This is a genomic window from Quisquiliibacterium sp. (assembly GCF_982640115.1).
Genome location: NZ_CEXFHW010000066.1, coordinates 1 through 18,825 on the forward strand (window position 1 = coordinate 1; position 18,825 = coordinate 18,825).

General features: G+C 70.1%; 22 protein-coding genes and 1 pseudogene. 17 read left to right on the plus strand and 6 right to left on the minus strand.

What is annotated here, in order from left to right:
- The 6 genes and pseudogenes from AC2H6A_RS09310 to AC2H6A_RS09335 form a co-directional block, all read left to right on the plus strand.
- Positions 1–244, plus strand: a 244-nt coding sequence (locus AC2H6A_RS09310; protein WP_484272888.1) for a hypothetical protein, incomplete at its 5' end; no start/stop codon positions are given.
- 93 nt (positions 245–337) lie between these two features.
- Entirely contained in the window at positions 338–1,282 is a 945-nt protein-coding gene (locus AC2H6A_RS09315; RefSeq protein WP_484272889.1) for an ABC transporter substrate-binding protein, read from the plus strand.
- Positions 1,283–1,300: 18 nt separating this feature from the next.
- A pseudogene (locus tag AC2H6A_RS09320) lies at positions 1,301–2,083 on the plus strand (ABC transporter permease); the annotation flags it as partial.
- A 49-nt stretch (positions 2,084–2,132) separates the two neighbouring features.
- Positions 2,133–2,951: an ABC transporter ATP-binding protein gene (locus AC2H6A_RS09325; protein WP_484272890.1), complete on the plus strand. Its 819-nt coding sequence runs from the start codon at positions 2,133–2,135 to the stop codon at positions 2,949–2,951.
- 140 nt (positions 2,952–3,091) lie between these two features.
- On the plus strand, positions 3,092–4,303 hold the full coding sequence (locus AC2H6A_RS09330; protein WP_484272891.1) for an acyl-CoA dehydrogenase family protein: 1,212 nt from the start codon (positions 3,092–3,094) through the stop codon (positions 4,301–4,303).
- Positions 4,300–5,145 (plus strand): SDR family NAD(P)-dependent oxidoreductase, encoded by an 846-nt coding sequence (locus tag AC2H6A_RS09335; RefSeq protein ID WP_484272892.1) that lies wholly within the window; start codon positions 4,300–4,302, stop codon positions 5,143–5,145. Before AC2H6A_RS09330 ends, AC2H6A_RS09335 begins: the two co-directional genes overlap by 4 nt.
- A 78-nt stretch (positions 5,146–5,223) precedes the next feature.
- Here the strand turns inward: AC2H6A_RS09335 and AC2H6A_RS09340 are convergent, their stop codons facing one another.
- Positions 5,224–6,087 (minus strand): SDR family oxidoreductase, encoded by an 864-nt coding sequence (locus tag AC2H6A_RS09340; protein ID WP_484272893.1) that lies wholly within the window; start codon positions 6,085–6,087, stop codon positions 5,224–5,226.
- Between the two features lie 7 nt (positions 6,088–6,094).
- The gene (locus tag AC2H6A_RS09345; RefSeq protein WP_484272894.1) at positions 6,095–7,309 is read right to left on the minus strand and encodes an acyl-CoA dehydrogenase family protein; all 1,215 of its coding nucleotides are present in this window, start codon (positions 7,307–7,309) and stop codon (positions 6,095–6,097) included.
- A 192-nt stretch (positions 7,310–7,501) separates the two neighbouring features.
- Between AC2H6A_RS09345 and AC2H6A_RS09350 the strand changes: the two genes are divergently transcribed.
- Genes AC2H6A_RS09350 through AC2H6A_RS09365 form a run of 4 tightly spaced genes read left to right on the plus strand, consistent with a single transcriptional unit; the run spans position 7,502 to position 11,914 of the window.
- Positions 7,502–8,221: a TetR/AcrR family transcriptional regulator gene (locus AC2H6A_RS09350; protein ID WP_484272895.1), complete on the plus strand. Its 720-nt coding sequence runs from the start codon at positions 7,502–7,504 to the stop codon at positions 8,219–8,221.
- 36 nt (positions 8,222–8,257) lie between these two features.
- A complete protein-coding gene (locus AC2H6A_RS09355) occupies positions 8,258–9,757 on the plus strand; it encodes an acetyl-CoA carboxylase biotin carboxylase subunit (protein ID WP_484272896.1) in 1,500 nt (499 codons plus the stop codon).
- A gap of 46 nt (positions 9,758–9,803) precedes the next feature.
- Positions 9,804–10,310, plus strand: coding sequence for an acyl-CoA carboxylase biotin carboxyl carrier protein subunit (locus AC2H6A_RS09360; RefSeq protein WP_484272897.1), 507 nt, complete (start codon positions 9,804–9,806; stop codon positions 10,308–10,310).
- A complete protein-coding gene (locus tag AC2H6A_RS09365; RefSeq protein WP_484272898.1) occupies positions 10,307–11,914 on the plus strand; it encodes an acyl-CoA carboxylase subunit beta in 1,608 nt (535 codons plus the stop codon). Before AC2H6A_RS09360 ends, AC2H6A_RS09365 begins: the two co-directional genes overlap by 4 nt.
- A gap of 19 nt (positions 11,915–11,933) precedes the next feature.
- Here the strand turns inward: AC2H6A_RS09365 and AC2H6A_RS09370 are convergent, their stop codons facing one another.
- The 3 genes from AC2H6A_RS09370 to AC2H6A_RS09380 all read right to left on the minus strand — a co-directional run bounded on the left by AC2H6A_RS09370 (position 11,934) and on the right by AC2H6A_RS09380 (position 14,571).
- The gene (locus AC2H6A_RS09370) at positions 11,934–12,668 is read right to left on the minus strand and encodes an SDR family NAD(P)-dependent oxidoreductase (RefSeq protein ID WP_484272899.1); all 735 of its coding nucleotides are present in this window, start codon (positions 12,666–12,668) and stop codon (positions 11,934–11,936) included.
- A gap of 33 nt (positions 12,669–12,701) precedes the next feature.
- Positions 12,702–13,925, minus strand: coding sequence for an MFS transporter (locus tag AC2H6A_RS09375; protein ID WP_484272900.1), 1,224 nt, complete (start codon positions 13,923–13,925; stop codon positions 12,702–12,704).
- Positions 13,926–13,995: 70 nt separating this feature from the next.
- The gene (locus tag AC2H6A_RS09380) at positions 13,996–14,571 is read right to left on the minus strand and encodes a TetR/AcrR family transcriptional regulator (RefSeq protein ID WP_484272901.1); all 576 of its coding nucleotides are present in this window, start codon (positions 14,569–14,571) and stop codon (positions 13,996–13,998) included.
- 96 nt (positions 14,572–14,667) lie between these two features.
- On the opposite strand from AC2H6A_RS09380, the gene AC2H6A_RS09385 reads away from it, so the two are divergent.
- From AC2H6A_RS09385 to AC2H6A_RS09415, 7 genes are all read left to right on the plus strand, one after another.
- Positions 14,668–15,456: an SDR family NAD(P)-dependent oxidoreductase gene (locus AC2H6A_RS09385; RefSeq protein WP_484272902.1), complete on the plus strand. Its 789-nt coding sequence runs from the start codon at positions 14,668–14,670 to the stop codon at positions 15,454–15,456.
- 51 nt (positions 15,457–15,507) lie between these two features.
- The gene (locus tag AC2H6A_RS09390; protein WP_484272903.1) at positions 15,508–16,110 is read left to right on the plus strand and encodes a DsbA family protein; all 603 of its coding nucleotides are present in this window, start codon (positions 15,508–15,510) and stop codon (positions 16,108–16,110) included.
- Positions 16,111–16,322: 212 nt separating this feature from the next.
- Entirely contained in the window at positions 16,323–16,880 is a 558-nt protein-coding gene (locus AC2H6A_RS09395; RefSeq protein ID WP_484272904.1) for a hypothetical protein, read from the plus strand.
- An 11-nt stretch (positions 16,881–16,891) separates the two neighbouring features.
- Positions 16,892–17,113, plus strand: coding sequence for an AbrB/MazE/SpoVT family DNA-binding domain-containing protein (locus AC2H6A_RS09400; protein ID WP_484272905.1), 222 nt, complete (start codon positions 16,892–16,894; stop codon positions 17,111–17,113).
- A gap of 15 nt (positions 17,114–17,128) precedes the next feature.
- Positions 17,129–17,530 carry a PIN domain-containing protein gene (locus tag AC2H6A_RS09405; RefSeq protein WP_484272906.1) on the plus strand — a complete coding sequence of 134 codons (402 nt, stop codon included), beginning with the start codon at positions 17,129–17,131 and terminating at the stop codon, positions 17,528–17,530.
- Between the two features lie 105 nt (positions 17,531–17,635).
- Complete coding sequence (locus tag AC2H6A_RS09410; protein WP_484272907.1) at positions 17,636–17,959, plus strand: PIN domain-containing protein; 324 nt, start codon at positions 17,636–17,638, stop codon at positions 17,957–17,959.
- A 143-nt stretch (positions 17,960–18,102) separates the two neighbouring features.
- The gene (locus tag AC2H6A_RS09415) at positions 18,103–18,417 is read left to right on the plus strand and encodes an EthD family reductase (protein ID WP_484272908.1); all 315 of its coding nucleotides are present in this window, start codon (positions 18,103–18,105) and stop codon (positions 18,415–18,417) included.
- Between the two features lie 8 nt (positions 18,418–18,425).
- On the opposite strand, the gene AC2H6A_RS09420 is transcribed toward AC2H6A_RS09415, so the two are convergent.
- On the minus strand, positions 18,426–18,825 hold a 400-nt coding region (locus tag AC2H6A_RS09420; protein ID WP_484272909.1), incomplete at its 5' end, for a CehA/McbA family metallohydrolase domain-containing protein.

Sequence of the window (18,825 nt, forward strand, 5' to 3'; positions counted from 1 at the left end):
GCTGTCGATCCAGCAGCGATTCCAGAGGCTCGAGATCGAGTGGCGCATCGACGGCGCGGCCCCGGCCGGGCTGCCCGCGGGCGGCCGCGCCCAGGCACTCGCCGAGGGCGACCGGGTCTCGCTGCGGCTGGGCGCCGGTGCCGGCGCCCCGATCGTGAGCCTGCGCCTGCGCCAGGGCCGCATCGAAGCCGACCTGAGCTGGGGCGGCGCCACCCCGCGGGCCGCACTGCTGCAGGCGGTGTAGCGCGCAATCCCCCGAACTTGCGCGGGCGAGCCGATCTGCACACACTCACCGGCTTTGCGCCGGCCTTGCCGCCAACCATCCCCAGGAGCCTTCATGAAACGCCCGCTGCTTGCCCTCGCCCTCGCCGCCCTGTGCTTCACCGCCCAGGCCCAGGAGACCAAGGTCGCCGTCGGCCTGTCCGGCTGGACGGGTTTCGCGCCGCTCACCCTGGCCAAGGAGGCCGGGCTGTTCCGCAAGCACGGTCTGGATGTCTCGCTGAAGAAGATCCCCCAGAAGGACCGCCACCTCGCGATCGCCTCGGGTGACATCCAGTGCGCGGCCACCACGGTGGAGACCTGGATCGTCTGGAACGCCAACGGCGTGGCCACCACCCAGATCTTCCAGCTCGACAAGAGCTTCGGCGCCGACGGCATGGTCGTGAAGCCCGGCATCCAGAGCATCAGGGATCTCAAGGGCAAGACCGTGGCCGCCAGCGCGCCCGGCACTGCGCCCTACTTCACCCTGGCCTGGATGCTCAGCAAGAACGGCCTGAGCCTGAAGGACGTGAACATCGTCAACCTCGAGCCGCAGGCCGCTGCCAACGCCATGATCGCCGGCACCGCCAATCTCGACGCGGCCATGACCTACGAGCCCTTCCTCAGCGCGGTGCGCGCCAAGCCGGAGGCCGGCCGCATCATCGCCACCACGCTCGACTACCCGATGGTGATGGACACCTTCGGCTGCACGCCGAAGTTCCTGGCCGAGAACCCCAAGGCCGCGCAGGCCCTGGCCAACGCCTACTTCGACGCTCTCGACATGATCAAGGCCGATCCCAAGAAGAGCTTCGAAATCATGGGTGCCGATGTGAAACAGACCGGCGAACAGTTCGAGAAGAGCCAGTCCTTCCTGCGCTGGCAGGATCGCGCCGCCAACCAGAAGTTCTTCGCCGGCGAGCACGCCGCCTTCAGCAAGGAGGCTGCCGACCTGCTGCTGGCCGCCGGCATCATCCGCCAGATTCCCGATCTGAGCCGCCTGACCGACACCCGCTTCATCAAGTAAGCCAGCCACGCCGGCATGGCCATGAAGCCGCTCACACCGGTCAGCCCGGGCGCGCGCGTCACGCTCGGGGTGAGCTTCTTCGTGCTCTTCGTGGCCGCCTGGGCGGTGGCCACGCTGGGCGGCTATGTCCAGAAGACCTTCCTCGCCGACCCGATCACCATGGTGCGCAGCGGCTGGACCCTGCTCACCGAGATGGGCTTCGCCAGGGACATCGGCATGACGGTGTGGCGGGTGGTGGGCGGCTTCATCATCGCCGCCGCGCTGGCCCTTCCGCTGGGGGTGCTGATGGGCGCCTACAAGCCCATCGAGGCCTTTTTCGAGCCCTTCGTGAGCTTTGCCCGCTACCTGCCGGCGAGCGCCTTCATCCCGCTGCTCATCCTGTGGGCGGGCATCGGCGAGGCGCAGAAGCTGGCGGTGATCTTCATCGGCAGCTTCTTCCAGCTCGTGCTCATGATCGCGGTCACGGTGGGCAACACCCGGCGCGACCTGGTCGAGGCGGCCTACACGCTGGGCGTGAGCGACCGCGGCCTGATCGGCCGCGTGCTGCTGCCCGGCGCGGCGCCCGAGATCGCCGAGACACTGCGCATGGTGCTGGGCTGGGCCTGGACCTATGTGATCGTGGCCGAGCTGATCGGCGCCTCCAGCGGCATCGGCCACATGATCACCGACAGCCAGGCGCTGCTCGCCACCGACCAGATCATCTTCGGCATCATCGTCATCGGGCTGATCGGCCTGCTGAGCGACCTGCTCTTCAAGGCGCTCAACCGCCGGCTGTTTCCGTGGGCGGCGCTGGGCCGATGAGCATGGCCACCCACCACGGCCGCGGCGCGTACGCGGCGGGGCGCACGCCATGAGCGCGGTGCTGCAGATCGCCGGCGTGGAGCGGCGCTTTGCGGGCGCGGGCGGCGGCACGCTCGCGCTGCAGGCCACCAGCCTCAGCGTGGCCGAGAACGACTTCGTCACCATCCTCGGGCCCAGCGGCTGCGGCAAGAGCACGCTGCTGCGCATCGTCGCCGGGCTCGACCATCCCACCGCGGGCGAGGTGCTGCTCGACGGTACGCGCATCGCCGGCCCGGGCGCCGACCGCGGCATGGTGTTTCAGAGCTACACGCTCTTCCCGTGGCTCGATGTGCTCGACAATGTCTGCTTCGGGCTGCGCGAGCGCGGCCTGCCGCGCTCGCAGCAGCGCGAGATCGCACAGGGCTTCATCGCGAAGGTGGGGCTGGCGGGTTTCGAGCACCACTACCCGAAGCAGCTCTCGGGCGGCATGCAGCAGCGCACCGCCATCGCGCGGGCGCTGGCCAACAACCCGCGCATCCTGCTGATGGACGAGCCCTTCGGCGCGCTCGACCACCAGACCCGCGAGCTGATGCAGGAGCTGCTGCTCGGCATCTGGGAGGCCGAGCGCAAGACCGTGCTCTTCGTCACCCACGACATCGACGAGGCGGTGTTCATGGCCGGCCGCGTGGTGGTGATGAGCGCCCGGCCGGGGCGCATCAAGCTCGACCGCCCGGTGGAGCTCGCCCATCCGCGCCATTACTCGATCAAGACCACCCCGGCCTTCGCGGTGCTCAAGGCCGAGCTCACCGAGAGCGTGCGGGTGGAGGTGCTGGCGGCGCAGCGGGGCGGAATCGCCGGCCCGGGCCGGTCGCCTCCTGCCTGCCACTGACACCCTGGTCAGCGGCCCGCACGCCTGGCGCGCGCGGACCGAATCCACCCCCTCGCCCGGGCGCCACGCCCGGCATCCGGGGCACACTGACCGCCTGCGCCGCAGCCCAGCGCGGCGCCCAACGCCAGGAGCCCTTCGCCATGGAATTCGAACACAGCGCCCGATCAATCGAACTGCAGCACCGCGTCCGCGACTTCATGGAACGGCATGTCATGCCGGTGGAAATGGAGTACAGCGCGCAGGTCAAGGCAGACACCCGCTACCGCACGCCGCCGCTGATGCAGGAGCTCAAGCGCAAGGCGCGCGCCGAAGGTCTGTGGAACCTCTTTCTCACCGGCGAGCACGGCCCCGGCCTGAGCAACCTCGAGTACGCGCCCATCAAGGAGATCATGGGACGGGTGCTGTGGGCGCCCGAGGTCTTCGACTGCTCGGCGCCGGATGTGGGCAACATGGAGCTGCTCGCGCAGTTCGGCAATGCCGAGCAGAAGGCGCAGTGGCTCGAGCCGCTGCTGGCCGGCGAGATCCGCTCGGGCTTCTCGATGACCGAGCCCGAGGTGGCCAGCAGCGATGCCACCAACATCCGCTGCAGCATCGTGCGCGACGGCGACCACTATGTGATCAACGGCCGCAAGTGGTACACCTCGGGCGCCATGAACGAGGACTGCCGGATCCTCATCGTCATGGGCAAGACGGCGCCCGACCATCCCGAGAAGCACCGCCAGCAGTCGATGATCCTGGTGCCGCGCGACACCCCCGGGGTGCGCATCGTGCGCGACATGCATGCCTTCGGCTATGACGACGGCCCCGGCGGTCACCCCGAGGTGGTCTACGAGAATGTGCGGGTGCCGGCTTCCAACATGATCCTCGGCGAGGGTCGGGGCTTCGAGATCGCGCAGGGCCGGCTCGGCCCGGGGCGCATCCACCACTGCATGCGCCTGATCGGCTGCGCGCAGCGCGCCCTCGAGATGATGATCGCCCGCGCCAACAGCCGGGTGGCCTTCGGCATGACGCTGGGCGAGCACGGCTCGGTGCGCGAAGACATCGCGCATTCCTTCTGCGACATCGAACAGGCCCGGCTGCTCACCCTGCGCGCTGCCGACAAGATGGACCGCGAGGGCAACAAGGCCGCGCTTGATCTGATCGGCGCGGCCAAGATCGTGGTGCCCACCATGGCGGCGCGGGTCATCGACCGGGCCATCCAGCTGCACGGCGCGGCCGGCGTGTCGCAGGACACCTTCCTGCCGCAGGCCTATGTGTATGCGCGCTTCATCCGCATCGGCGACGGGCCCGATCAGGTGCACCTGTCGCAACTCGGCCGGCGCCTGCTCAAGACCGGCGGCAAGCGGGCATGAGCGCCGCGGCCGGGGGCCGGCTCGCCGGCCGGGTGGCGCTGGTCACCGGCGCGGGCGGGGGCATCGGCCGGGCGATCGCGCTGCGGCTCGGCGCCGAGGGTGCCGCGGTGGCGCTGATGGACCTTGCCGCGGCCCGGGACACCCTGGGCCAGACCGAGGCCGCGGTGCGCGAGAGTGGCGCGCGCTGCGCGAGCGCCGTCGGCGATGTCGCCGACCCCGGGTCGGTGGCGCAGGCGCTCGCCGCGCTGCAGGCCGCCCTCGGGCCGATCGACTGCCTGGTCAACAACGCCGGCCTGACCGGCCACATTGCGGCCCTCACCCGCATGAGCGCGGCCGGCTGGGAGCGCGAGCTCGCGGTCAACCTGAGCGGGCCGTTCCACCTGACGCAGGCGCTCCTGCCCGGCATGGTCGAGCGCCGCTGGGGCCGGATCGTGAACATCTCGTCGGTGGCGGCGCTTGGCGGGCTCTACTACCAGGCCGGCTACTCCGCGAGCAAGGCCGGGCTGCTCGGCCTGACCCGCACGGTGGTGCTCGAGCATGCCCGCCACGGCATCACCTGCAATGCGGTGCTGCCCGGGCTGATCGGCACACCCGCGGTGCTGGGCATGCCGCCCGCGGTGCTCAACGACGCGGTGGCGCTCACGCCGGCGCGCCGCACCGGCGAGCCGGCCGAGATCGCCAGCGTGGTGGCCTTCCTGTGCAGCCCCGAAGCAGCCTTCGTGAACGGCGCCGAGATTCCGGTGGATGGCGGCGGCCACCTCAGCCCGGTGGTGCTGGGCAGCGGGCGCGAGCTGCGCGAGCGGCAGGCCGCACAGCGTGGAGAAGAGCCTCGCGGCGCCTGAGCACCGGCGCGGCGCCAGGCGGCATCATCACCGGCAAGCCCTGGAACCATCCATGCAGCCGGCCTGCCACGCCGCCGCTCAGGTCTGGAACCAGGGCGGCCGGCCGGCCGTCCAGAGCTCGCCCCACAGCCGCCCGCCACCATCGACCGTGCAGACCTCGCCGGTGACGAAGTTGCCCGCCGGCCCGGCGATCCAGGCGCAGGCCTGGGCGATGTCCCAGGGCGATCCCCAGCGCTTCATGGGATTGGCCCTGGGCCACTCCTTCGCGGCCTCGGGCGGGTAGACCGCCAGGCCCTCGGTGCCGATCAGGCCGGGCGACACGCAGTTCACGCGGATGCCCAGCGGCGCCCACTCCACCGCCACCGTGCGCGACACGCCGATGACCCCGGCGCGCGCGGCCACGGTGTGAGCGATGCCCGGCAGGCCGCGCTCAGTGGGCGCCACGATGTTGACGATGCTGCCGCCGCGGCCGGCATCGCGCCAGCGCTGCGCGGCGGTCTGCATCATGTACCAGGTGCCGTTGAGGTTGCCGGCGATGACCGCGTTCCAGCCATTGATGGAGAAGTCGATGGCGGGCTTGGGAAACTGGCCGCCGGCGTTGTTGATGAGGATGTCGGGCAGGCCGAACTCGGCGGCGCAGCGCGCAAAGAGCGCGCTCACCTGATCGGGCTCGCGGATGTTGGCGGTCATGCCGATCATGGTGGCGCCGCGCTCGCGCGCGAAGCCCGCCACGGTCTCGAGCCGCTCGGCGGTGCGCCCGCAGATCACCACCCGCGCGCCCAGCCGGGCGAAGAGCAGCGCGATGGCGCGGCCGATGCCCGAGCCGCCGCCCGAGACGATCACCGTGGCGCCGGCATAGAGGTCGGACCGATAGACCGTGGGCGCCGCCCAGAGGTCTTCCAGGGTGACGCCGACGCCGGAGGGGGGAAGGGCGGTGTCCACGCGAGCCTCAGCCACGCAGCATTTCGCCGCTGATGATCATCTTGCGAACCTCGGTGGTGCCGGCGCCGATCTCGAGCAGCTTGTTGGCCCGGTAGAGCCGGTTGATCTCGGACTCCCAGATGTAGCCGGTGCCGCCGTGAATCTGCACCGCCTCGTCGAGCACGCGATTGAGCATGTTGCCGGCGAACATCACCGAGGCGGCGGTGATCTTGTGGATCTCGCCGCGACCGCCGGCGCCCTCCTGCAGGTGATTGCAGGCGCGCAGGGCCTGGTAGGTGAACAGACGCATGGCCTCCACCCACACATACATGTCGGCGAGCTTGGACTGGATCATCTGGAAGTTGCCGATCGGCTGGCCGAACTGCTCGCGGTTGCGGGCATGGTCCAGCGACAACTGCAGGGCGCGCTCGGCAATGCCCAGGCAGATCGGAGAAACCATCGCGCGCTCCAGATCCAGGCCGCTCATGAGCACCCGCACGCCGCGGTCTTCTTCGCCCACCCGGTTGGCCAGCGGCACGCGGCAGTCCTCGAAGACCAGCTCGCCGGTCTGGCTGCCGCGAAAGCCCATCTTGACCAGCTTCTGCGCCACGCGGAAGCCCGGAAAGTCCTTCTCGACGATGAAGGCCGAGATGCCCTGCGCGCCCTTGCCGGGATCGGTCTTGGCGTACACCAGGAGCACATCGGCCACCGGGCCGTTGGTGATGTAGAGCTTGCTGCCGTTCAGCAGGTAGTGGTCGCCCTCGCGGCGCGCGGTGGTGCGCATGGCGCCCAGCGCATCGGAGCCCGCGCCGGGCTCGGTGAGGCCGAGCGCGCCGGTGAGCTCACCCCGGGCCAGGCCCGGCACATAGCGGGCGCGCTGCGCGTCGCTCGCGTTGCGCAGGATGTTGTTCAGGCACAGGTTCTCGTGCGCCATCCAGCTCAGGCCGAAGGCATGGTTCCAGCGGCTGAAGGCCTGCGCCACCAGGGCGCTGGCAAAGAGGTCCATGCCGGCCCCGCCGAGTTCGGGCGGCACGGTTACGCCGCAGAAGCCGTTGCGGCCGCACAGCGCCATGGCGTGCGCGGGCCACCACTCCTCGTCATCCATGCGCCGGGCCAGCGGATAAAGCTCCTGGCGGGCGAAGCGATCGGCGGCATCGAGCACGCCACGCTCCTCGGCGCTCAGACCGCTGAAGATCGCGGCGGGATCGGCGGTGGCGCCGAGCGGGGATGCGTGGTCTGCCATGCCGACTCCCGTGCTTGACAGGGCCTCGGCCCTGCCCTTAAATGAATTTGACTCACTCATGGTATCCACGCCGGTTCACCCAGGCAACATGCACTTCTCCGGTCATTTCACTGCGCGCCATCCCGCCTGCACAGATGCGTTGATGAGTGACACTCGACATCGGGCGGGAGATGCCGTGCAGGGGCGCCGGGCATGAGCCGCGCGGTTCAGGCGCGCGCACCGGTGCGCCTGCCTCGGGAACGCCGCGAGCGCGACATCCTCGCCGCCGCGCGGGCGGTGTTCTGCGAACGCGGCTATGCCGACGCGGGCGTGGCCGAGATCGCCGCGCGCGCCAGGGTGGTCGAGGGCACGCTCTACAAGTACTTCGAGAGCAAGCGAGTGCTGCTCGAGCGGGTGCTCGAGCGCTGGTACGAGAGCCTGCTCGCCGACTACGCCGAGCACCTGCCGGGCATCCGCGGCACCCGCGCCCGGCTGCGCTACATCCTTTGGCGGCATCTGCGCACGGTGCGCGATGACACGCCGCTCGCGCGGCTGGTGTTCCTCGAGGTGCGCGCGCATGACGACTACCCGACATCGCCGCTCCATGCGCTCAACCGGCGCTACACGGGCCTCCTCGGCGGCGTGCTGGCCGAGGGCGTGGCCGCGGGCGAGCTGCGCGCCGATGTGCCGGCCCGGGTGGTCCGAGACATGGTCTACGGGGGGCTCGAGCATCTGTCCTGGCGCCACCTCACCGGCCGCGGCCGGCTCGACATCGACCGCGAGGCCGACGACATGCTGCGCCTGCTCTGGGGCGGCATCGCACGCCCCGAAGCGGCGCCGCCGCAGGCTGCGGGCACGCCCCTGGAGGCGCAGCTGCGCCGGCTCGAACAGGCGGCCGATCGCCTGGAGGCCGCGAGCCGGGGCGCGCGCTGAGCTCGGCCCCCACCGCACCCTGATGGACTCCCCGCCATGACGCCCACGCTCCCCGCCCGCTGGCCATTCCACACCGTGCTGGTCGCCAACCGCGGCGAGATCGCCGTGCGGGTGCTGCGCACGCTGCGCGCGCTTGGCCTGCGCGGCGTGGTCGCGCACGCGGCGGCCGACCGCGACTCACCCGCGGTGCGTCTGGCCGACCAGGCCATCGAGATTGCCTCGGCCACCCCGGTGGGTGCCTATCTCGACGGCGAGGCCATCGTGGCGGCGGCGCGCGCCACGGGCGCCGGGGCCATCCATCCCGGCTACGGCTTCCTGTCCGAGAACGCCGGCTTCGCGCGGCAGGTGCGGGCCGCGGGCCTGGTCTTCGTGGGCCCCGATCCCGAGGCCATCGCGCTCATGGGCGACAAGGTGCGGGCGCGCGCCTTCGTGGCGCAGGCGGGTTTTCCGGTGGCGCCCTCGGCCATCGAGGATGACCACCCGGCGAGCTTTGCCGCGCGCGCCGCAGCGGTGGGCTTTCCGCTGCTGATCAAGCCCGCCGCGGGCGGCGGCGGCAAGGGCATGCGCATCGTGCGCGAGCCCGCGCGGCTGGCCGAGGAGCTTGAGCGCGCGCGCAGCGAGGGGGCCCGCTACTTCGGCGATGGCCGGCTCTATGTGGAACGCTATGTCGAGAACCCGCGGCACATCGAGGTGCAGGTGCTCGGCGATCACCACGGCAACCTGGTCCACCTCCTCGAGCGGGAATGCTCGGTGCAGCGCCGCTTCCAGAAGATCATCGAGGAAACCCCCTCGCCCGCGCTCGATGCCGACAGCCGCGCGCGCATCTGCGAGGCCGCCGCCGGCATCGCCCGGCGCGCCGGCTACCGCAACGCCGGCACGGTGGAATTCATTCTCGGCGCGGGCGGCGAGTTCTACTTCCTCGAGATGAACACCCGGCTGCAGGTGGAGCACCCGGTCACCGAGCAGGTCACCGGCATCGACCTCGTGCGCGAGCAGTTGCGCATCGCGGCGGGCGAGCCGCTCGGCTACGGTCAGGGGCAGGTGCGGGCCCGCGGTCACGCCATCGAGTACCGCATCTATGCCGAAGACCCCGCCGCGGGCTTCATGCCCACCACCGGGCCGCTGCTGGCGCATCGGCCGCCGCAGCTCGACGGCGTGCGCGTCGATGCCGGCGTGAGCGAGGGCCAAGTCATCACCGCCGCCTTCGACCCGATGCTCGCCAAGCTGATCGTCACCGGCGCCGATCGCGAGCAGGCCCGCGCGCTGGCCGAGCGCGCGCTCGCCGACTATGTGCTGCTCGGTTGCCGCAGTAATCTCGGCTTCCTGCGCCGGCTGAATGCGCATCCGGCCTTCGCGGCGGGCGAGGTGCATACCGGCTTTCTCGATGCCCACCCCGAGATCGCTGCCGAGCCACCGCCCGCGCCCGACACCCTGCTGCGCCTGCTTGGCGCGGCGGCCCTTGCCAGCCGGCCGCTGCGCGAGGCGGCCGACGCGGTGCCGGCCCTGCACGCCGCCATGGGCGCCTGGCGAAACTGATGCCGGCCCGAACCTCTTCACCAGAGCCCTGTGAGGCCGACCGCCCATGCGCCACGCTGTCCTGCTGAACCAGACCGAACACGAACTCTGGCTGGGCCCCACAGCCCACGGCGGGCACGCCCTGCATGCCCTCGGCGAGGTGGTGCCGGTGTCGCTCAGCCTGGGGGCCGATGGCAGCGGCCTGCTGCAGCTGGGCGCTCAGGCCGTGCCGGTGGTGGTGGCCACGCAGGGCGACACGCTGTTCATCCACCTCGACGGCATCAACCATGAACTGCGGCTGCGTCACCCACTGGAGCGCGCAGCCGGCGAGGCTCAGGCCGGCGGGGATGACTCGGTGCGCGCGCCCATGCCCGGTACCGCAGTCAGCGTGGCGGTGAATGCCGGTGATGCGGTGACACGCGGCACGCCCTTGCTGGTGATGGAGAGCATGAAGCTCGAGACCACGCTCACCGCCCCGCGCGATGCGGTGGTGCAGTCGGTGCGCGTGGCGCCCGGCCAGTCCTTCGAGCGCGATGCGGTGCTGGTGGTGCTGGCCAGCGCGGAGGCAGCATGAAGCGCATCGAGTCCCGGCTGGATACCCGCTCGGCCGAGTTCCTGGCCAATGCCACGCACAACCGCGCGCTCGCCGCCGAGCTGCGCGAGCGGCAGCAGCGCGCCCGCCACGAACGCCCGGCGCGTGATCGGGAGCGGCTCGCCCGTCAGGGCAAGCTCTTCGTGCGCGACCGGCTCGAGCGCCTGCTCGACCCGGGCACGCCCTTCCTGGAGCTGTCCACGCTCGCGGCGAACATGGCCTGGGGCGGCGAGGTGCCCGGCGCGGCCTGCGTCACCGGCATCGGCATCGTCGCCGGGCGGGAAGTGGCCATCCACGCCGACGACGCGAGCGTGAAGGGTGGCGCCTGGTATCCGCACACCGTGAAGAAGATCGTGCGGCTGATGGACATCGCCATCGAGAACCGGTTGCCGGTGGTGCATCTGTGTGACAGCGCCGGCGGCTTTCTGCCCGCGCAGTCGCAGCTCTTTGCCGATCGCCAGTTCGCGGGCCGCATCTTCCGCAACCAGTCGGTGCTCTCGAAGATGGGGGTGCCGCAGGTGGCCATCGTGCTCGGCCACTGCACCGCGGGCGGCGCCTATGTGCCGGCGCTGTCGGACTACAGCGTGATCGTGCGCGGCACCGGCGCCATCTTCCTGGGCGGTCCGCCGCTGGTGAAGGCGGCCACCGGCGAGGAGGTGAGCGTCGACGAGCTCGGTGGCGCCGACATGCACACCCGGGTGTCGGGTGTGGCCGACTACCCGGCCGCCACCGAAACCGAGGCGATCGCGATCGCCCGCGACATCGTTGCGCAGTGGCATGTGCCGGCCAAGACCGATCACGACCGGGCCGAGCCGGAAGCGCCGCTGTACGACCCCGCCGAGCTCTACGGGGTCATTCCGCGCGACATCAGGGTGCAGTTCGACATGCGCGAAGTCATCGCCCGCATGGTCGATGGCAGCCGCTTCCACGAGTACCAGCCGGCCTACGGCAGCACGCTGGTCTGCGGCTACGCCCGCCTCTGGGGCCATCGGGTGGGCATCCTGGCCAACAACGGCGTGCTCTTCAACGACAGCACGCTCAAGGGCGCGCATTTCATCGAGCTGTGCAACCAGAACCGCACGCCGCTGGTCTTCCTGCAGAACATCACCGGCTACATGGTGGGGCGCGACTACGAGCGCGCCGGCATCACCAAGGACGGCGCCAAGATGATCATGATGGTCGCCGGCTCGGAGGTGCCCAAGTTCACGGTCATCGTCAACGGCTCGTTCGGTGCCGGCAACTACGGCATGGCCGGGCGGGCCTTCGATCCGCGGCTGCTCTTCATGTGGCCGCAGGCGCAGATCTCGGTCATGGGCGCCGAGCAGGCGGCCGGCGTGCTGAGCGAGGTCAAACTGCGCCAGCTCCAGCGCGAGGGCCGCACGCCAAGCCCGGCCGAGATCGAGGCCATCAGGGCGCCGATCATCGATGACTACCGGCGCGAGTCGAGCGCCTGGTACTCCACCTCGGAGCTCTGGGACGACGGCGTGCTGGACCCGCTCGACACCCGCAACGCCCTGGGCATCGGCCTGTCGGCTGCGATGAACGCGCCGATGGGTACGCCGGGCTACGGGGTGCTCAGGCTCTGAGCCTGCGCCCGGGAGCCCCTCACCACGGCTCGATCTTCGAGCGCAGGTCCAGCTCGAAAGTCCAGGCGCGTGGCGGCTGCTGGTGGAGGAACCAGTAGGCATCCGCCAGCCCGTCCAGGTCGATCAGGCGCTCCTCGCCCATCTTCTGGACGATCTCGGGACGCCCCTTGCGCAGCTTGTCGCCATCGATGCCGCCATCGACCACGACATGGCCGACATGCAGCCCCTGCGGCCCCAGCTCCTTGGCCATGGCCTGCGCCATGTTGCGCAAGGCGGCCTTGGCCGAGTTGAACGCGGCGAAGCCCGCCCGGCCGCGCAGCGACGCACTGGCGCCGGTGAACAGCAGGGTGCCTCCCCGAGGCAGCATGCGCCGCGCTGCTTCGCGACCGAACAGGAAGCCCCCGAAGCAGCACACCCGCCAGGCCTGCTCGAAGTAGGCCGCCTCCATGGTGAGCACGCCCCCCGGCGTGTTGTTGCCGGCGTTGTAGACCGCCACATCGAGGTCGCCATCGGCTGCGCACACCTGGTCGAAGAGCGCCTGCACATCGGCCTCGCGGGTGGCATCGGCCACGACCGCCGTGGCGGCGCCCCCCACGGCTCGAATCTGCTGAACCACCCGCTCGAGGCTCTGCGCCGTGCGCCCGGCCACGAACACATGCAGGCCCTCGCGGGCGAAGCGTGCGCTGATGCGGGCACCCAGACCCCGCTCGGCGCCCACGCCGATGACCAGTGCGTTCTTCATCATGTTGGCCATGGCGGTCATCCGACGAAGCTGAGCAAGCCGGGATCAGGCACTGGGAGCCCCCACGGGCGCGGCACGGCGCAAGGGCTCTTCGCGGATCGGCAGATGCACGAGCGCCGCGGCCACGGCCAGCAGGATGTCGACATACCAGATCCAGTTGTACGACCCGGTGGCCTCGAAGACCCGCCCGCCCAGCCAGGCACCCAGGAAGCCGCCGATCTGGTGCGAGAACATCACGATGCCGAACAGCGTGGCCATGTTGGCCGGCCCGAAGAACTTCGCCACCAGGCCTGCCGTGGGTGGCACGGTGGAGAGAAAGGTCAGCCCCATCACCGCGGCAAAGGCCAGCACCACCGGCCCGGTCTTGGGCGCGAGCAGAAACACCAGCACGGCGAGGGCGCGCGTGGCGTAGACCAGCGACAGCATCGACTTCATGCGCCAGCGGCTCATGGCCCAGCCCGCGGTCACGCTGCCTGCGATGTTGAACAGGCCCAGCAGTGCCAGCGACCATCCGGCCCAGACGGTGGGCAGACCGCAGGAGGCCACCACGCCCGGCAGGTGCGTGGCCAGGAACGCGACATGGAAGCCGCAGGTGAAGAAGCCGGCGCCCAGCAGCAGATAGCTGCGGTTGCGAAACGCATCGCCGATGGCGGCACGGGTGCCCAGCACCTTCTGGCCGGCCGGCGCCGCCTGCAGCGCGTTGCCGCGCAGCACGAAGGCGGCCGGCAGGCACAACAGCACCAGCAGGCCGATGATCTGCATGGCAGACGCCCAGCCCAGGCTCACCATCAGCGTGGCGGCGATCGGCGCCATGGCGAACTGGCCGAAGGAGCCGCCGGCATTGACGATGCCGGCCGCAAGGCCCCGGCGCTCGGGCGGGATCAGCCGGGTGGTGGCTGCCATCAGCACGGCAGGCCCCGCCATGCCCGATCCACCGGCAGCCAGCACGCCGATGGCGAGGATCAGCCCCCAGGTGCTGGTCATGTAGGGCGTGATGAAGGTGCCCACCGCCACCAGCAGCGCGCCGATGAACAGCACGCGCCCGGCGCCGATCTTGTCGGCCATGGCGCCCGCGAATGGCTGTGTGAGCCCCCACCACAACTGCCCGAAAGCGAAGGCCAGGCTGATGCTGGTCAGCCCGAGGCCGGTGGCGGTGTTCAGCGGCGACAGGAACAGACCCATGGTCTGCCGCGTGCCCATGGTGAGCGCGAAGGTGCCGGCGGCGGCGAGCAGCACCAGCCAGAAGGCGGTGCGCCTGGGATCGTTCATGGATGCCTCCTGGGGCGGCAGGGTTCAGCTTGGGCGCGCGCTGCGCAGCGCGCCCGGGCAGCGCGCGAAGTCATGCAACGGCGCTCCGGATGAGGCGAAAGGCGGTGGCAATGGGCTGCAGGTGCTGCGCCTCGGGCAGGCGTCGGCGGCTGGAGACGCGGACACCCTCGTTGAACAGCATCAGCATGGCGGCCAGTTCCTCGGACTGCGCTGGCGTTGTGCCGGCATCCTCGAGGCAGCGCCGAAAGAAACCCTGAAGACTCAGCAGGTGGCTGCTTGCGCGCGCAACCAGATCGTCATCGAGACCGGCGAGCTCGATCACGGAGTTCACGAGCATGCAGCCCCAGCCTGAGCGGACGCCCCGCCCGCCGGCGAGGCTTCCCTCGAGGAACTGCTGAAGAACATCGAGGGGCGCCTTCTCGCGGCACTCTCGCTCGAGCATGTCCATCACGCGGGCCGAGAACAGGTCCATGCAGGCGATGTAGAGGGTGCGCTTGTCGGTGAACGCGGCGTAGAAGCTGCTGCGGCCGATTTCCATGGCCGCCAGCAGATCGGCCAGCGAGGTGGCCTGGTAGCCCTTTCGCCAGAACAGCGCCAGCGCCTTGTTCAGGGCCTTGCTGCGATCGAACTCAAGGGGACGCGCCATGCTTGCATTCTGTACCGTTTGGTTCAGAATCGCAAGCAGCCGCTCTCCGCTGCTTTCAGTCAGCCAGCCCCAAATCTCCGCACAAAGGCAAGCCTCATGACCAAACCCGTCTGTCTGATCCTCGGTGCCGGCGCCGGCATCGGCGGCAACGTTGCAAGGCGCTTCGCCCGCGAGGGCTACCACGCCTGCCTCGCGCGGCGCAGCGACAAGGCCGGGCTCGACCGGCTGGTGGCCGAGATCCAGGCCGAGGGCGGCTCGGCCAGCGGCTACATGATCAACGCCGTGGAGGAAGGCAGCATCGAACAGCTGGTCACCCACATCGAGGCCGAGGTCGGCCCGATCGCGGTGGCGGTGTTCAACCTCGGCGCGCAGATCGGCGACCGCGGCCTGGCCAGCACCACGCTCAAGGCCTTCGAGATGGGCTGGCGCATGGCCACCTTCGGCCTGTTCCGGCTGGCACAGGTGCTGTTTCCGTACATGGAGCAGCGCGGCACGGGCGTGCTGCTCGTCACATCGGCCACCGCCGCCCTGCGCGGCAATGCGGGTCAGCATTCGCATGCCGCCGCCATGGGCGGGCGGCGCATGCTTTGCCAGTCGCTGAACGCGCAGTTCGCGAGCAAGGGCATCCATGTGTCGCACATCGTGATCGACGGCGCGGTCGATGCGCCCGACACCCTGGGCAAGATGCTCGGGCCCGAGCGTTTCCAGGCGCTGCGCGAGAAGAAGGGCCTGGAGAACGACGGCCTGCTGGTGCCCGCCGAGGTGGCCAACACCTACTACCACCTGGCGCATCAGCACCGGTCGGCCTGGACCTTCGAGCTCGACCTGCGTGCCCACTCCGACCTGGCCTGGTGGAACCACGCCAGCAGCCCCGATCTGAAGTAGCCCCCCCCGAGCGCAACCGGGAACATTGCGCGACCCTCCAGGAGCACGAGCATGAGCAAGACCATTGAACTGATCTTCGATTTCGTCAGCCCCAACGCCTATCTGGTGTGGCAACCGCTGCGCGCGCTGGCCGCGCGGCAGGGTGCCCAGATCAGGATCACGCCAGCCTTCCTCGGCGGGATGCACAAGCTGACCGGCAACGCGCCGCCCTTCATCCGCGACGCCGAGGTCAAGGGCAAGAACGCCTATGCCCGGCTGGAGATGCAGCGCTTCATCGAGAAACACGGCCTGCACCGGTTCAAGATGAACCCCACCTTCCCGTTCAATTCGGTCAACCTGCTGCGCATGCTGGTGTCGCTGGAAGGCGATGACCAGATCCGCCTGATCGAGGCACTCAATCCCGCAATCTGGGAGCAGGGGCTCGATGTCACCGACGCCGCCGCGGTCGCGGCCGTGCTGACCCAGGCCGGCTTCGATGCCGCCGCGCTCGTTGCCAGAACGCAGGACGGCGCCATCAAGCAGGCCCTGATCGACAACACCGAGAAGGCCGTGGAGCGAGGCGCCTTCGGCATTCCGACCTTCTTCATCGGCACCGAGATGTTCTTCGGCAAGGAACGTCTCGGGCAGATCGAAGAGATGCTTGCAGACCGCTGATCGCGCAGCACGCTGCCGATCACACCGGAGTAGCCCCCGCATCCCGGGGGCACGATTCCCACCATCGAGGAGCCCGACACCGGCTTCACGCCGGGCCGCAGCTCACGCTGGCCGACTTTGCCGCGTATGGGGAGGTCGGGCAGCTTCAGCCATGCTTCCTGAATCTCCTGGACTTCGCGCCCTTCCCGAACATCCGCCGCTGGCTCGACGACATGCAGCAGGTCGCCGACCATGACACGGTGCACACCGTGCTCACCGAGATGGGCGCGATCGACCGCGAAGCGCCGGGCATGGACAGGATCCGGAACGCGAATCGGGTCGCGCAAGGCAAGGGGCTCGGCATCGTCGGGCGAAATCGAGGCCACGGTGTCGATCATCGGAACGGTACGGGTCGTCGATTGCTTCGCGGCTTCGTCGCCGACATGCTCCTCGATGAAGGCGCGCAGGCCACCGCCGCCTCCGTCCGGCTGCACAGGTCGTCCACCGGCGGCACGCGAGGCCAGCCCGTAGAGCGGGGCCGGCTGATGCAGGCGCACGAACGGACAGGCGTCGTTCCGGTGGACACCGGGCGCCGCGCCGCGGTCGACGATGGCCATGGTGGCGTCGGTCTCCTGCAGCAGCACATCGACGAAACCCATCGAGATGGCACCGGCGCCAGGACCGGCGTCAACCGTCAGGATGCAACCCGCCTCGGCCGATGCGTCGCTGCGTCGCTGCGGCGCGATCACACTTGCGATGCCGACTGCCGCTCATTACTATCAAGCTTTTAGTAAGGCGCATCATGCATGAGTCGACCATCACCGCCAAGGGCCAGACCACCGTCCCGGTCGGGATTCGGGAGCAGGTCGGCGCCGGGCCGGGCAGTCGGCTCGTCTGGCATGTGCTGCCCAATGGAACGCTCATCGTGCGCGCCAAGACCGGCAAGCTGCTCGATCTGGCGGGTACCGTGAAACCCCCGAAGCGCGGGAAAGTGTCGGTCGACGACATGAACGCCTGGCGCTGAGCGCAGGCCCGCCGCATGGCTGCGCTGGACACCAACATCCTGGTGCGCCTGCTGGTCGCCGACGACGCCAGGCAGCTCGTCCGCGTTCAGGCCCTCATCCGGGATGCCATCGAACGAGAAGAGCCCCTCTTTGTCCCGGTGAGCGTCTTCCTCGAGCTCGAATGGGCGCTGCGCTCGGTCTACCGACTTGGCAAGGCGGACATCGTCGCCGCGCTGTCCGCCGTGCTGTCGGCCGCCGAGCTCGTCTTCGAGTCCGAGGCGGGCCTCGAATGGGCGCTGCATCAGTACGAGACCACCGCCGCCGATTTCAGCGATTGCCTGCATGTGGCGTTGGCCGAAGCGGCCGGGCACCGACCACTCTGGACCTTCGACAGGAAGGCGGCCCGGGTCGAGGGCGCGCAGCTGCTCGGAGGGTGAGCGTACCCGGGCCAAGCGCGGCGATTCGGCCGGCGTCCTGGCAAGCTGCGGCAGGCGCGCGCCGGCAGCGTGCGCGAACGGCGCTGACATTCGAGGCGGGCGCCCGTGTCCACTTCCTATTTCCTGGACACCAACATCCTCGTCTACGCCACCTCGCTGGCCCCCGACCACCTGCCCAAGCGCGAAGTGGCGCGCGCCTGGGTGGCGCGGCCCGACTGGGGCGTCTCCACCCAGGTGCTGATGGAACTCTTCGCCCAGGCGCGGCATCGCCACTACCTCTCGCACTGGGACGCCGCCATTCTCTGCGCGGCCCGTCGCCTGGGCGCGCACACCGTCGTCAGCGAGGATCTCGCCCCAGGGCAGGACTATGGCGGCGTGCGCGTGCTGAACCCCTTCCAGAGCCCGCCCTCCGGGCTGGTCCTGGCCTGAGCCGCACAGGCCGTCCCGGGACCGGGCCCCTCGCAGAGGGCCCACGCGGGACATCTGCCCCGTGGCCGAGGTAGTACCGCGGTGCCAGGATCCCCGGGGACCACACCCAGCCGCGCCGCGCGTCCGAGCGCCAGGAGACGACGATGTTCAAGGTATCCGTGATGTACCCGAACCAGGCCGGAGCACGCTTCGACCACGCCTACTATCGCGACCGCCACATGCCGATGGTGGCCGAAAAGCTCGGCACGGCGCTGGTGCGCTACACGGTCGACAAGGGGGTGGCAGGCGGCGCCCCGGGCTCGCCACCGGCCTTCCTGGCCTCTTGCGCACTGTACCTGGAGTCGCTGGAGCCCTTTCAGACCGTCATGGCCACACACGGCGCCACGATCATGGCCGACATCCCCAACTACACCGATGTCGCGCCGCAGATCGAGATCACCGAGGTGGTGGTCGGCTGAGCCCGCCCTCAGCCCTCCCGCCAGAACGGATTGCTCCACGCCCGGCGGCCCTGCGCATCGAGGACCGTCAGCCGCATGAAGCCGTGCTTGCCGAGCTTGTACGCGGGCAGGCGGGCATGGGTGAGGTCGTGGCCAATGGCATGCACCTCGCGCGATCCCTTGCCCTGCAGGTAGATGCCGGTGGCGGGCGAGCACTCCACCACCAGCTCGTCGCCCTCGACGCGGATGTCGCGAAGCTCCACCCCGGTGGTGCTGTAGTACTGGCCGGCCTTGAGCGCCGCCAGCAGCGCCTCGGGGCTGCACTCCGTGGCGCGCACCATCACCCAGGCGCCGAAGGCATCGTCGAGCTCGAAGTGGGCGTCATCGCAGGCCAGCGCATTGAGCCGGTGGCCGAGCGCGAGCATCTGG